The 12,619-nt window shown below is 64.5% G+C and carries 11 protein-coding genes; 7 read left to right on the top strand and 4 right to left on the bottom strand.

Features of this window, described 5'->3' with window-relative positions; all coding sequences use genetic code 11:
• Window positions 1-3 precede the first annotated feature (3 nt).
• Complete coding sequence (gene accD, locus ABDJ38_RS02475) at window positions 4-852, top strand: acetyl-CoA carboxylase, carboxyltransferase subunit beta (RefSeq protein ID WP_346783494.1); 849 nt, start codon at window positions 4-6, stop codon at window positions 850-852.
• 158 nt (window positions 853-1,010) lie between these two features.
• Entirely contained in the window at window positions 1,011-2,354 is a 1,344-nt protein-coding gene (locus ABDJ38_RS02470) for a bifunctional folylpolyglutamate synthase/dihydrofolate synthase (protein WP_346783493.1), read from the top strand.
• A 152-nt stretch (window positions 2,355-2,506) separates the two neighbouring features.
• Here ABDJ38_RS02470 and ABDJ38_RS02465 read toward each other — a convergent pair whose 3' ends face one another.
• On the bottom strand, window positions 2,507-3,832 hold the full coding sequence (locus tag ABDJ38_RS02465; RefSeq protein ID WP_346783492.1) for an AmpG family muropeptide MFS transporter: 1,326 nt from the start codon (window positions 3,830-3,832) through the stop codon (window positions 2,507-2,509).
• Window positions 3,833-3,991: 159 nt separating this feature from the next.
• On the opposite strand from ABDJ38_RS02465, the gene ABDJ38_RS02460 reads away from it, so the two are divergent.
• The 4 genes from ABDJ38_RS02460 to ABDJ38_RS02445 all read left to right on the top strand — a co-directional run bounded on the left by ABDJ38_RS02460 (window position 3,992) and on the right by ABDJ38_RS02445 (window position 8,522).
• Complete coding sequence (locus ABDJ38_RS02460) at window positions 3,992-4,783, top strand: pseudouridine synthase (RefSeq protein ID WP_346783491.1); 792 nt, start codon at window positions 3,992-3,994, stop codon at window positions 4,781-4,783.
• The gene (gene rsmD / locus ABDJ38_RS02455; protein WP_346783490.1) at window positions 4,780-5,346 is read left to right on the top strand and encodes a 16S rRNA (guanine(966)-N(2))-methyltransferase RsmD; all 567 of its coding nucleotides are present in this window, start codon (window positions 4,780-4,782) and stop codon (window positions 5,344-5,346) included. The genes ABDJ38_RS02460 and rsmD overlap by 4 nt, the downstream gene beginning before the upstream one ends.
• Window positions 5,347-5,360: 14 nt before the next feature.
• A complete protein-coding gene (locus ABDJ38_RS02450) occupies window positions 5,361-7,649 on the top strand; it encodes an ATP-dependent helicase (RefSeq protein ID WP_346783489.1) in 2,289 nt (762 codons plus the stop codon).
• Between the two features lie 99 nt (window positions 7,650-7,748).
• A complete protein-coding gene (locus ABDJ38_RS02445) occupies window positions 7,749-8,522 on the top strand; it encodes a Crp/Fnr family transcriptional regulator (protein ID WP_346783488.1) in 774 nt (257 codons plus the stop codon).
• Between the two features lie 18 nt (window positions 8,523-8,540).
• Here ABDJ38_RS02445 and ABDJ38_RS02440 read toward each other — a convergent pair whose 3' ends face one another.
• The 3 genes from ABDJ38_RS02440 to ABDJ38_RS02430 all read right to left on the bottom strand — a co-directional run bounded on the left by ABDJ38_RS02440 (window position 8,541) and on the right by ABDJ38_RS02430 (window position 11,017).
• Window positions 8,541-8,762 carry a hypothetical protein gene (locus tag ABDJ38_RS02440; protein WP_346783486.1) on the bottom strand — a complete coding sequence of 74 codons (222 nt, stop codon included), beginning with the start codon at window positions 8,760-8,762 and terminating at the stop codon, window positions 8,541-8,543.
• Window positions 8,763-8,929: 167 nt separating this feature from the next.
• Window positions 8,930-10,306: a DEAD/DEAH box helicase gene (locus ABDJ38_RS02435; protein ID WP_346783485.1), complete on the bottom strand. Its 1,377-nt coding sequence runs from the start codon at window positions 10,304-10,306 to the stop codon at window positions 8,930-8,932.
• Window positions 10,307-10,462: 156 nt separating this feature from the next.
• Window positions 10,463-11,017, bottom strand: a complete 555-nt coding sequence (locus ABDJ38_RS02430) for a hypothetical protein (RefSeq protein WP_346783484.1) — start codon at window positions 11,015-11,017, stop codon at window positions 10,463-10,465.
• Window positions 11,018-11,155: 138 nt separating this feature from the next.
• Here ABDJ38_RS02430 and ABDJ38_RS02425 point away from each other — a divergent pair, with 138 nt between their 5' ends.
• Window positions 11,156-12,607, top strand: a complete 1,452-nt coding sequence (locus ABDJ38_RS02425; RefSeq protein WP_346783483.1) for an FAD-binding oxidoreductase — start codon at window positions 11,156-11,158, stop codon at window positions 12,605-12,607.
• Window positions 12,608-12,619 lie beyond the last annotated feature (12 nt).

The following is a 12,619-nucleotide window of genomic DNA, read 5'->3' as shown; positions in this document are numbered from 1 at the left end:
ACCATGAGCTGGCTAACCCGAGTTCGCAATCGCCTTCCCTTCGTGAGCAAGCGCGACACGCCCGACAACCTGTGGATCAAGTGTCCGCGTTGTCAGGACATGCTGTTCACCAAGGACTACGAGGCCAACCTCTCAGTCTGCCCGAAGTGCGATTATCACGGCCGCATCGGGGCCGATACGCGTCTGGCGCAATTGTTTGATCCCGGCTTTACACTGCTCGCCGATCCGGTGGTGGCGGAAGATCCGCTCAAGTTCCGCGACACCAAGAAATATACCGACCGCATCAAGCAGGCGCGCGCGAAAAGTCCGCACCCCGATGCCTTCACCGCCGCCAAGGGCACGATTGACGGGCGTAAGGCCGTGGTCGGCGTGCAGGATTTCTCGTTCATGGGCGGCTCGATGGGCATGGCGGTGGGCGATGCCTTCTGCAACGCCGCCGAGGCCGCGCTCAAGGCGAAGTGCGCCTATATCGCCGTCACCGCGGCCGGCGGTGCGCGCATGCAGGAGGGCATTCTCAGCCTGATGCAGATGCCGCGCGCCACGGTGATGACGCGCCGCCTGAAAGAGGCGGGCCTGCCCTACATCGTGGTGCTGACCGATCCGACCACCGGCGGCGTCACCGCCAGCTATGCGATGCTGGGCGACGTGCACATTGCCGAACCTGATGCCCTCATCGGCTTTGCCGGGCAGCGGGTGATACAGGAAACGATTCGCGAGCAGCTGCCCGACGGCTTTCAGCGTGCCGAGTATCTGCACAAGCACGGCATGGTCGATATGGTGGTGAGGCGGCCCGATCTGAAAAAGACGCTGGCCACGCTGCTCGACTATCTCGCGCCGAGGAAAGCGGCGTGATGCGCATTTCTCCCCTCCCCGCCGGGGAGGGGATCAAGGGGTGGGGGCGAGCCGCGAAGCGGATCGCAGGGGCCGTAAGCCCCTCCCTGCTGCGACTAGGCTCCGCTGCGCGGTGCCTAGTCTTGCGATCCCTCCCCTGAAGGTGAGGGAGAAAATTTGTGAAAGATTTCGCCGCCAGTTCGGACGCCTTCGTCCAGGCGCAGCTTGACCGGCTTGCCGCGCTCAGCCTGCCGCAGGGCCGCATCGGTCTCGACGTGGTCAAGGAGCTGCTGGCACGGCTGGGCAATCCGCAGCTCGATCTGCCGCCGGTGTTCCACGTCGCTGGCACCAATGGCAAGGGCTCGACCTGCGCCTATCTGCGCGCGATTCTCGAAGCTCAGGGGCTAGTGGTTCACACCGCCACCAAGCCGCACCTCGTGCGCTACAACGAGCGTATTCGCATCGCCGGCAAGCTGATCGAGGACCGGCTGCTGGGCGAACTGCTGGCCGAAGTGCTCGACATTTCCGAAGACCTCGGCCCGAGCTTCTTCGAGGTAACGACGGTCGCTACCTTCCTCGCCTTCCACCGCATTCCGGCCGATGCCTGCGTAATCGAGGTCGGCCTTGGCGGCAGGCTCGATGCGACCAATGTGATGGACAAGCCTGCCGTCTGCGCGGTGAACACGCTGGGCGTCGATCACGAGGCCTTCCTGCTGAATGACGAACCCGGTGCGCCCGATCCGAAGGCCAACCCGATGGTACGGATCGCCTTTGAGAAGGCAGGCATCGCGCGCGAGGGCGTGCCGCTGGTGACGCAGGGCTATGCCCCCGATGTCGCCGCGCAGGTGAGCCGCAGTGCCGAAGATGCAGGCGCTCCCCACGCCATGCGCGGTCGCGACTGGTTCGCCGACATTTCCGATACGGGCATCGCCTATCGCGACTATCTGGGCGAACTCACCCTGCCCCTGCCCACCATGCCCGGCGCGCATCAGGCCGATAATGCCGCGCTCGCCGTGGCGATGATTCGGCACCAGAGCCCGGTCACGGTGAGCGAAGAGGCCTTGGCCGAGGGGATCCGCAGCGCCGATTGGCCCGCCCGGTTGCAGAAGCTGGGCGCGGGGCCGGTCACTGCCGCGCACCCCGAACGGCTGTTCCTGCTAGACGGCGGCCACAATCCCGATGCAGCCGAGGCGCTGTCCACGTTCCTCTCGCAGAAGGTCGAACAGCCGGTCGATGCCGTGGTGGCGATGATGGCGGTAAAAGACGCGCGGCGCTTCATCAGCATCATCGCCCCGCACCTTGCGAGCCTCACCGCCGTGCCGATCCCCGGCAGCGACCATGCTCCGCTCGACACGCTGGCAGAGCTGGCGCGCGAAGCAGGCGTGCCGAAGGTGTCGACCGCCGAGCACTTCATGAAGGCGCTGGAATACCTGCCTGCCACGAAGGAAGGCACGGTGCTGATCTTCGGCTCGCTCTATCTCGCGGGCAAGGTGCTGGCCGAGAACGGCGACCTGCCGGACTGAGATTGCTGCCCTTCCGGTCCTTCGAGACCTTCGAGACGCGCTCTGACTTCGTCTTCGCGCTCCTCAGGACGAACGGAGGTTTTTAGCAAGTTCCGTTCATCCTGAGGAGCCTGATGCTGCAAGCTGAAGGCGCCTCGAAGGGCCAGTGGCCCTCAGTCCTCCGGTGCCCGCTCCGTCCCCGCCGTGCCCATGGCGGCATCCACCAGCCCGGTGCGCATCATCCACCAGAACAGCACGATCCCGGGCAAGGCGGCAATGGTCGTGAGAATATAGAAGTTCACATATCCCACGCCCTCAATCAGCGCGCCCGCCGTTGTGCCGGTGAGGAACCGGCCAACGATGCTCGCCGCCGCCGAGATCAGCGCATATTGCGAGGCGGTGAACCTCAAGTCACACAGCGCCGAGAAGTAGGCCACCACCACAACACCGCCATAGCCGCTAGCGAAGTTCTCGAACCCGATCGCTGCCGCCATGCCGATGTTCGAATGCCCCGCCGCCGCCAGCCCGGCAAAGCTGAGGTTGGAGATGGCCATCAATATAAGCGAGATCAGCACCGACTTCTTGAGGCCGAGCCGGGCATAGATCACTCCGCCCACAAACACGCCGATGATCAGTGCCCAGAAGCCAACACCCACGTCGTAGATCGCGATCTCGTCGTTGGTGTAGCCGAGGTCGTCGAACAGCAGGCGCAGCGTGAGGTTCGCCAGCGTGTCGCCGATCTTGTGGACGAGGATGAACAGCAGCACCACGAAAGCCCCGCTGCGCCGGAAGAACTCGGTGAAGGGGCCGACGATGCTCTTCCACTTCTCGGCAATCCCGGTGCGCACGATCTCGACCTTGTGCCGCGCCGGTTCGCCGAGAATCAGCGCAGTCAGCATCGCGGGAAAGGCGAACAGCGCGCAGGCCATATAGGCGATCTGCCACCCAGAGCGCGCGGCCACCACCAGCGCCACCGCCGCCGCCAGCCCTGCACCGATGCGCCAGCCGTACTGGCTCATGCCCGAACCGACGCCGAGCTGATAGGGCTTCAATGTCTCGATCCGGTAAGCGTCGATCACGATGTCGAAGGTCGCGCCCGCTGCGCCCACCAGCACGGCGCTGGTCGCCATCCAGACGATGTCCTGCGCCGGATCGGCCAAGGCGAGGTTTATGACGGCAGCGATCACCAGCACGCCAGTTACCAGCATCCACGAAACGCGGTGGCCCAGCCTGCCGATCAGCGGCAGTTTCACCGCGTCGACAACCCAGGCCCACAGCCACTTGAAGTTGTAGACCAGGAACGCGAGCGAAAAGGCTGTAATTGTGCTCTTTTCAATGCCGTCCTGCGCGAGGCGGGTGGTTAGCGTGGCGGCGATCATCGCATAGGGGAAGCCTGAGGACACGCCGAGGAAGAAGGCCGCCAGCGATTCCTTTTCCAGATAGGGGCGCAGCGATCCCAACAGGCTGCGCTCGCTCGCTGCGGCTGTGTCCGGTTCCATCGTCTCGCGTCTCCTTCGTGCTGCACCTTAGGGCAGCGCACCATGTACGGCGCCTGATCGCACGGTTCAGGCGCACTCGGCAATTGGCGAATGCGCGTGGGATGGGGATTGCGCCGCCTGCCCTTCCCCTGTTGCCCGCACGCGGCTAAGGCGCGCACGATGAGCGACAACGAAAAATCGGGCGACCGCCCCGCAGGCGAACGCCCCTCTGGCGAAAGAATAGCCAAGCTTCTCGCGCGCGCGGGCGTCGCCAGCCGGCGCGAGGCCGAGCGGATGATCGAGGCAGGCCGCGTCAAGCGCAATGGCGACCTTGTCACCACGCCCGCCACCATCATCGAGAACCTGCGCGGGGTGACCGTGGACGACCAACCCGTCGCCAAGCCCGAGCGCACGCGGCTGTTCGCGTTCCACAAGCCCCAAGGCCTGATCACCGCCGAGCGTGACCCCGCCGGCAGGCCCACGATCTACAACGCCCTGCGCAATGCCCTGCCCAAGGGCGCGCCGCGGCTGATGCCGGTGGGCCGGCTCGACTTCAACACCGAAGGCCTGCTGCTGCTCACCAACGACGGTGAGTTCAAGCGCCAGCTCGAACTGCCCGCCACCGGCGTGCCGCGCACCTATCGCGCGCGTGCCTTTGGCGAGGTGTCGCAGGAGCAGCTCGAAGCGCTCAGCGAAGGCGTCGAGATCGACGGGATGCGGTTCGGATCGATCGAGGCCGATCTTGAGCGGCGCACGGGGCGCAATCAGTGGATCATCCTCACGCTCACCGAGGGCAAGAACCGCGAAGTGCGCCGGGTGCTCGAATATCTGGGGCTGGAAGTGAGCCGTCTGATCCGCACCGCCTATGGCCCGTTCCACATCGCCGACCTGCCACGTGGCGCAGCGCAGGAAGTGCCGCGCGAACATGTCGAACGCTTCCGCTCGTCGCTCAAGCAGCAGGGCCGCGCATGAGGATTATCGCCGGAGAATGGCGCCGCCGCCCGCTGGTCGCGCCCAAAGGTGAGGCCACAAGGCCGACCTCCGACCGCACCCGCGAAACGCTGTTTGCGATGCTCGCCAGCCGTCTGGGCACCTTCGAGGGCCTGCGCGTGGCCGACCTGTTCGCAGGATCGGGCGCGCTCGGGCTGGAGGCGCTCAGCCGGGGCGCGGCCCATTGCCTGTTCGTCGAGGAAGACGCGCAGGCGATCCGAGCCTTGCGCCAGAACATCACCAATTTGCGCGCCGCGTCGCAATGCGACGTGCGCGCGGCCAGCGTGTTCTCGCTCGGCGCGGTTAAGGAGCCGCTTGACCTGATCCTGCTCGATCCGCCCTATCACAGCGGTGCCGGCGCGGTGGCGCTTGACCGGCTGCGGCGGCTCGGCTGGATTGGTCCAGCCACATGGGTCGCGCTCGAAGTGGCGGCCAAGGAAGAGGTCAAGCTCAAGTCGCTCGAAGTGGAAAGCGAACGCAAGGTGGGTGCGGCGCGGCTGGTCCTGGTGCGCCAGCCGGTTGCACAAGAGGGCGATGTTCCCTAAACGTTCGTCCGACCATGACCTTGCCCGCCCCCACCGAAACGCCCGCATGGCTCGCCCGCCTCAACGAACCGCAGCGCGAGGCCGTGCTCACCACCGAGGGGCCGGTGCTGATGCTCGCGGGCGCGGGCACCGGCAAGACCGCCGCGCTCACCCACCGGCTCGCCCACCTGATCCGTGAGCGGCTTGCCTGGCCGAGCGAAATCCTCTGCGTTACCTTCACCAACAAGGCCGCGCGTGAGATGCGCCACCGTGTGGGCGATCTGATCGGCGATGCGGTCGAAGGGATGCCGTGGCTCGGCACCTTCCATTCGATCTGCGCCAAGATGCTGCGCCGCCATGCCGAACTGGTGGGGCTGCAAAGCAACTATACGATCATCGACACCGACGATCAGCTGCGCCTTTTGAAGACGATGATCCGCGAGGCCAATCTCGACGAGAAGCGCTGGCCGCCACGCCAGCTGGCGGGCCTGATCGACAGCTGGAAGAACCGCGGCCTGCTGCCGGGCGATCTCACCGCGGTCGACAACGAAGCCTATGCCAATGGCAAGGGCCAGCAGATGTATGCCGCCTATCAGGAGCGGCTTAAGGCGCTGAACGCCTGCGATTTCGGCGACCTGCTGCTGCACATGTTGACGATCCTCAAGACCGACCGCGAGGTGCTCCAGCAATACCAGCGCCGCTTCAAATATGTGATGGTGGACGAGTATCAGGACACCAACGCGGTGCAGTACCTGTGGCTGCGGCTGCTGGCGCAAGAGCGCAAGAACATCTGCGTGGTGGGCGACGACGACCAGTCGATCTACTCCTGGCGCGGCGCGGAGGTGGCCAATATCCTGCGCTTCGAGAAGGATTTTCCCGGCGCCAAGGTGGTGCGGCTGGAGCAGAACTATCGCTCGACCCCGCAAATTCTCGCCGCCGCCTCGGGGCTGATCGAGGGCAATTCGCAGCGGCTCGGCAAAACCTTGTGGACCGAGCTTCCCGCCGGGCAGAAGCTGCGCGTGGTCGGCGTGTGGGATGCGCCCGAAGAAGCGCGCCGCGTTGGCGAGGAGATCGAACGATTGGAGCGCGAAGGCGCGCCGCTCGAACAGGTCGCGATCCTCGTGCGCGCGCAATACCAGACCCGTGAGTTCGAAGACCGCTTTATCCAGATCGGCCTCAATTACCGCATCATCGGCGGCTTCCGTTTTTACGAACGCGCCGAAATCCGCGATGCCTTGGCTTACCTGCGCGTGATTGCCCAGCCGGCCGACGACCTTGCGTTCGAGCGCATCTACAACCAGCCCAAGCGCGGGCTCGGGGTGAAGGCGCTCGAAAACATGTACCGCCATGCGCGGGCACAAGGCCTGCCGCTGGCCGCTGCCGCGCTGGAGCTGGCCGACAGCGACGAGCTGCCCGCCCGCGCCCGCAACACCATCGCCGCGCTGATGAGCGATTTCCTGCGCTGGCGCGAGGCGAGCGACAGCCTCAGCCCCGCCGAACTGATGCGCCTCGTGCTTGAGGAATCGGGCTATGACGCGATGCTCAAGGCGGACCGTTCCGCCGAAAGCGCGGGCCGCGCCGACAACTTGGTCGAACTCGCGCGCGCGATGGAGGACTACGAGACGCTCGGCGACTTCCTCGAACACGTCAGCCTCGTGATGGACAACGATGCTGCGTCCGACGAGGAAAAGGTCACGATCATGACCATGCACGCGGCCAAGGGGCTGGAATTCGATAACGTGTTCCTGCCCGGCTGGGAGGAAGGCGTATTCCCCTCGCAGCGCTCGCTTGACGAGGGCGGCCTCGCCAGTCTCGAGGAGGAGCGCCGCCTCGCCTATGTGGCGATCACCCGCGCGAGGCGGCGCTGCACGATCCTCCACGCCGCGAACCGCCGCATTTATGGCCAGTGGACCAGCTCGATCCCCAGCCGCTTTATCGAGGAACTGCCCGAGGATCATGTCGAGGCCGAAACCACGCTGAGCGGCGGCAAAAGCCTGTGGCAGGCCAACTGGAGCGAGCAGGAAGACCCTTTCGCCCATGTCGCGCGCGACCGGCCCGAGCGCAGCGGTTCGCGCGGCCCCGGCTGGCAGCGCGCACTTGCCACCGGCTATGAGACAAAGCCCGCGCGCGTAAAGGAAAGCACCCGCTCCGCCGCCAGCTTTGCCGCCAAGCCTCGCAGCGACATCGCCATCGGCGCGCGCGTATTTCACGAAAAGTTCGGCTATGGCGAAGTGATCGCGCAGGAAGGCAACAAGCTTGAAATCGCTTTCGAAAAAAGCGGAACAAAGAAAGTGATCGACAGCTTTGTCACTGCGACGGACTGAAGCCGCACCTTTTCTCCGGGCACAAAATAGCGCATAGTCGGTTATGTTGCTCGAGCCGTACAAACGGCCATGCAACAAGAAGCCGTTGGGGTACGGACAATGAGGAATCTTCTCGACACGCAGGTTCCTGCGCCCGCTGGCAGCGCAGCGCCGGACATTAGCAAGTTTCTGGCTACGATCCGCCAGCGCTTCTCCTTGAGCGAGCACGAAGGCGATCTGATCGCATCCCACTTACAGGAAGTGATCGAACTGAAGGCGGGCGACTATCTCGCGCGCGAGGGCCAGAAGATTGGCTTCTCCTCGCTGATTCTCGAAGGATTCGCCGCCCGCTTCAAGGAAACGGCCACGGGCGAGCGCCAGATCATGGAAGTTCAGATACCTGGCGATTTCGTCGATCTGCACAGCTATCCGCTCGAAGTGCTCGATCATTCGATTGCCGCGCTCACGCCGTGCAAGGTCGCCCGCCTGCCACACCGGGCGCTGACCCGGTTGATTGAGGACCATCCACGCTTTGCCCGAATCCTGTGGTTTGCCACCATGGTCGATGCCTCGATGCATCGCGAGTGGCTGCTCAACATCGGCACGCGCAACGGCATGGCCCGGATCGCGCACCTGATGTGCGAGATTTACAGTCGCTCGCAATTGGTGGGCCTGACCGACGGTGGAAAATTCCGCTTCCCGCTAAGCCAGACGCAGATTGGTGAATGCCTCGGCTACACCCAAATGCACGTTAACCGGATGCTCAAGAAGCTGCGCCAGTGCGGGCTTATCGCCGGCACAGGTCAGGTGGTGGACATTCTCGACTGGGAAGGCCTGCGGCAATTGGCCGAATTCGATCCGGCCTACCTTTACCTGTCCGGACGCGAGGGCTGATCGCTATCTTCCGGTAGGTCAGAGATGACTGAACGGTTCGAGCCACCACGAATGGTCAGCCGCGACGTGAACGCGCCAGTTCCGGCCATTGTCGGCTGACAACAGGAATTCGCCGGGGCCAAAAGAGCGAATGGCAGCACCGATCGCACCTGCTGGATCGCTACCATCGAACTCAAGAGAACTGGCCTGTCCGCTTTCGCGGTCGGTGCCATTGACTTTGTAAGTGAGGACTTCGCCCATGGGTGCCTCGCTTTGGCAGGTGTTCGCGGGCTGCCTATCCCCGCGCGCCGGATGTCGAGCAAGACCGTCCACTCGCCCGCGTTCCCCGCACGTTGGGCCGCTTATGTATCACAAATTGCGCAGCGTCGACAAACTAAGTTTATCGACAACACTGCAAGTTCATCGCCTTAAAGGGCGCTGACCCCCAGGAAGCTGGGCTGCGGGCCGTTCCACTCACCAGCGGGCACCGGCTCGTCATCCTGCCGGTCATAGCGCTTGCCGCCACGCGCTTCCCGCGGTTTGCGTTCTTCGCTCGGCTTGCGCTCGGGTCGCTCACGACGCGCCTTGCGCGGAGCTTCTTCCTCGACGCTGTCGTCCTCGTGCTGCTCTGGCTCTGGCTCTGGCTCTGGCTCCGCCTTCGACTTGGCCTTGGGCAGATCGACGCGCACGTCCTTCTTGCCAAACACCGGAACGGCGCTGCCGGTCAGCTTCTCAACATTGGCCATGGCTTCAGCGTCCTCGTCGGAGACGAAGGTGAAGGCACGGCCCTTGTTGCCCGCACGGCCCGTGCGGCCGATGCGGTGAACATAGTCGTCGGGGTGCCAAGGCGTGTCGAAGTTGAACACGTGGCTCACGCCCTTCACGTCGAGCCCGCGCGCAGCGACATCGGAAGCTACGAGGATATTGATCTCACCCGACTTGAAGCGGTTCAGCTCGGCAATGCGGCTCGACTGGTCCATGTCGCCATGGATCTCGCCGCTGGCAAAGCCGTGGCTCTGCAGGCTCTTGTTGACCTCGCGCACGGTGGTCTTGCGGTTGGCGAAGATGATCGCGGTTTCCACCAGATCGTTGCGCAGCAGCCAGCGCAGCGTCTCACGCTTTTCGCGGGTCTTCACCGGGATCTTGAAGGCGGTGATGTTCTGGTTCGTCGAGGCTGCGCGGCTCACCTCGATCCGCTTGGGGTTGGAGAGGAACTTCTTCGCCAGATTGGCGATCGGCCCCGGCATGGTGGCCGAGAACAGCAGCGTCTGGCGCGGCGTGGGCAGCTTCTCGCAGATGAACTCGATGTCGGGGATGAACCCCATGTCAAGCATCCGGTCCGCCTCATCGATCACCAGAAGATCGCAACCGTTAAGGAGGATCTTGCCGCGTTCGAAAAGGTCCATCAGGCGGCCCGGCGTCGCGATCAGCACGTCGACACCGTCGTTCAGCGCCTTGATCTGATCGCCCATCTGCACGCCGCCGATAAGCAACGCCATCTTCAGATCGTGGTTTGCGCCGTACTTCTCGAAGTTTTCCGCCACCTGAGCGGCCAGTTCGCGAGTCGGTTCCAGGATCAGCGAGCGTGGCATCAGCGCCCGGCGGCGACCGTTCGCGAGCACATCGATCATCGGCAGGACGAAGCTGGCCGTCTTGCCGGTGCCGGTCTGGGCTATGCCGATCAGATCGCGCATCATCAGCACGGTCGGGATCGCCTCGGCCTGAATGGCGGTCGGCTCCTCGTAGCCCGCATCGCTGACGGCCTTGAGCAATTCGTCTGACAAGCCGAGATCGGCAAATTTCATAGGCTGTATATCTGTCCGGATCGAGATTGAGGCACTGCGCGGTGCCGAAAAGGCTATCGTGGCACGGGAAACCGCCCTGCCACGAACGCCAGCGCGCCCTTTGCCTGCGCGAGCGCAAAAGTCAAGGTTTTGCTGATCCTTCGCCCGAAGCCGCAGCTAGTCGCGAACGGCGACCAGACGGCTGAGGCTGGAGATGCGGCAGGTATCGCCAGCGCGTGACTGTAGCTCGTCACGGTTCACGCACAGCCGTCCGTCCTCGCTCCGCTCAACATAGAAGCCCGCGTAAAAGGCCTGGGCGCTGCACGAACGGTCAAGCCCGGCGGATAGCAGGCGACGGTCCTGCGTAATCAGCAGCAGCCGGTCATCGCCCATTGGCTGAACGCTCATCAACTGGTCAAGCGGCAGACAGTCGGCATGGTCGGCCTCCTGAAAACGCGTCCTCATGGTGCGACGCGGCAGTTCGGCCATCAGCCGGGCGCTGGTGGCGCGGCTGGGGGAAATGCGGATCACCACCCGCCGTTCGATTCGCACTTGCTGCGCCTTTTCAGGCTCAGCCGCGCGTTCGAGCACACGCAAACGCTCGTCGACCGTGTTCTCGAAGCGATCGGGCAAAGACACCTCGCGCTGCTCTTCGGCATGGGCTGCACGCTCTGCCACCACCAAGGCGGAGAGCAGCGCGAGACCGGCAAGGAGAGGAACAGCAGGTTTCATTCGTGGCAAAGGAACTCGACAACCATCAGCAAGCAATCGGCATGACGGGTTTCCCTTCTAGACCGCCCGCTTGAATAGTGGCTTAACCTCTGACTCAAGCCTTTGCAAAGTGTGCCGGGCGCTGGCATCAGCGCGCTCATGAGCGACATAGACACCTTCGCCTCCCGCGCTGCCGACCTGCTCGGCCCGCGCGGGTTCACGCAAGACCCGGAACTGGTCGAGCCGTGGCTGACCGACTGGCGTGGCCGCTTCACAGGGCGGGCCGTGGGTCTCGCCTCCCCCGGATCGACCGACGAGGTGGCCGATCTGGTCAAGCTGTGCGGGGAGTTCGGCGTGCCGATCGTGCCGCAGGGCGGCAACTCGGGCATGTGCGGCGGTGCCACGCCCGACGAAAGCGGGCAGGCGCTGGTGCTGTCGCTGCGGCGGATGAGTGCGGTGCGCGCGTTCGATCCGGCCACCATGCAAATCACCTGCGAAGCCGGACTGGTGCTGCAGACGCTGCACGAGACGGTCGAGGCAGAGGGCCTGCGCTTTCCGCTCACGCTGGGCGGCAAGGGATCGGCCACCGTCGGCGGGCTGATCTCTACCAACGCCGGGGGCACGCAGGTGCTGCGCCACGGTATGATGCGCGCGCAGGTTCTGGGGCTGGAGGCAGTGCTGGCCGACGGCAGCATTTTCTCCGCGCTCACCCCGCTGATGAAGGATAACCGCGGGTTCGACCTCAAGCAGATGCTGATCGGTTCGGAAGGCACGCTGGGGATCGTCACGGCGGCGACGCTGAAGCTCGAACCCGCGATTGCCGAGCGCCGGGTGCTCTGGGCCGGTGTCCCCACCCTTCCCGCCGCGCGGCAGCTTCTGCTCCATTGCCAGAAGCAAGCGGGCGAGGCGCTCGAAGGCTTCGAAGTGTTGGCGCAACAGACGCTCGAAGACGTGCTTCATCACCTGCCCGGCGCGCGCGCGCCACTGGGCGAGCCACATGGCTGGCACACGCTGATCGAACTGGTGGCAGACGCTGACACGCGTGACCGGCTGGGCGAGACAGCCGAAAACATGCTCGCCAGCGCCTTCGAGGCCGGCCTGGTCGACGACGCGGTGATTGCGACCAACGAGACGCAAGCCGAACAGTTCTGGCTGCTGCGCGATTCCATCGCCGCTGCCGAGCGCGACAAAGGCCCGGCGGTGCAGCACGATATCTCGGTCGCGGTGGAGCGGATGCCCGATTTCGTCGACATGGCAGTGCCGATGCTCGAACGCGACTGGCCGGGCACCGAGGCGGTTGCCTTCGGTCATCTTGGCGATGGCAATGTGCACTTCCACGTGATCGCACCAGAGGGCGTCGATGCGGCAAAGTGGTACGAAGGCGATGCCAAGGCGATCAGCGAGCAGGTCTATGCCCTCGTGACCGAATGGGGCGGCTCGATCAGCGCAGAACACGGGATCGGACAGTTGAAGCGCGAGACCTTCGGTCGCATGGGCGACCCTGTTCACGTGGCGCTGTTGCAGCAGGTCAAGCAGGCGCTCGACCCGGCCGGATTGCTCAATCCCGGTAAGCTGGTTCCCTTGCTTGCGCAGCCGCCGCGAAAATCCTAAAGCACGCGCCCT

This window comes from Aurantiacibacter flavus (assembly GCF_039710615.1).
Classification (GTDB): Bacteria; Pseudomonadota; Alphaproteobacteria; order Sphingomonadales; family Sphingomonadaceae; genus Alteraurantiacibacter; species Alteraurantiacibacter flavus.
Note: the sequence above shows the minus strand (reverse complement) of the source record. Positions and strands in the feature narration are given on the sequence as shown.

Coding starts and splice junctions, on each gene's coding strand:
- accD (WP_346783494.1), top strand. CDS start 4: ATGAGCTGGCTAACCCGAGTTCGCAATCGCCTTCCCTTCGTGAGCAAG.
- ABDJ38_RS02465 (WP_346783492.1), bottom strand. CDS start 3,832: ATGGAACCGGACACAGCCGCAGCGAGCGAGCGCAGCCTGTTGGGATCG.
- ABDJ38_RS02460 (WP_346783491.1), top strand. CDS start 3,992: ATGAGCGACAACGAAAAATCGGGCGACCGCCCCGCAGGCGAACGCCCC.
- rsmD (WP_346783490.1), top strand. CDS start 4,780: ATGAGGATTATCGCCGGAGAATGGCGCCGCCGCCCGCTGGTCGCGCCC.
- ABDJ38_RS02450 (WP_346783489.1), top strand. CDS start 5,361: ATGACCTTGCCCGCCCCCACCGAAACGCCCGCATGGCTCGCCCGCCTC.
- ABDJ38_RS02445 (WP_346783488.1), top strand. CDS start 7,749: ATGAGGAATCTTCTCGACACGCAGGTTCCTGCGCCCGCTGGCAGCGCA.
- ABDJ38_RS02440 (WP_346783486.1), bottom strand. CDS start 8,762: ATGGGCGAAGTCCTCACTTACAAAGTCAATGGCACCGACCGCGAAAGC.
- ABDJ38_RS02435 (WP_346783485.1), bottom strand. CDS start 10,306: ATGAAATTTGCCGATCTCGGCTTGTCAGACGAATTGCTCAAGGCCGTC.
- ABDJ38_RS02430 (WP_346783484.1), bottom strand. CDS start 11,017: ATGAAACCTGCTGTTCCTCTCCTTGCCGGTCTCGCGCTGCTCTCCGCC.
- ABDJ38_RS02425 (WP_346783483.1), top strand. CDS start 11,156: ATGAGCGACATAGACACCTTCGCCTCCCGCGCTGCCGACCTGCTCGGC.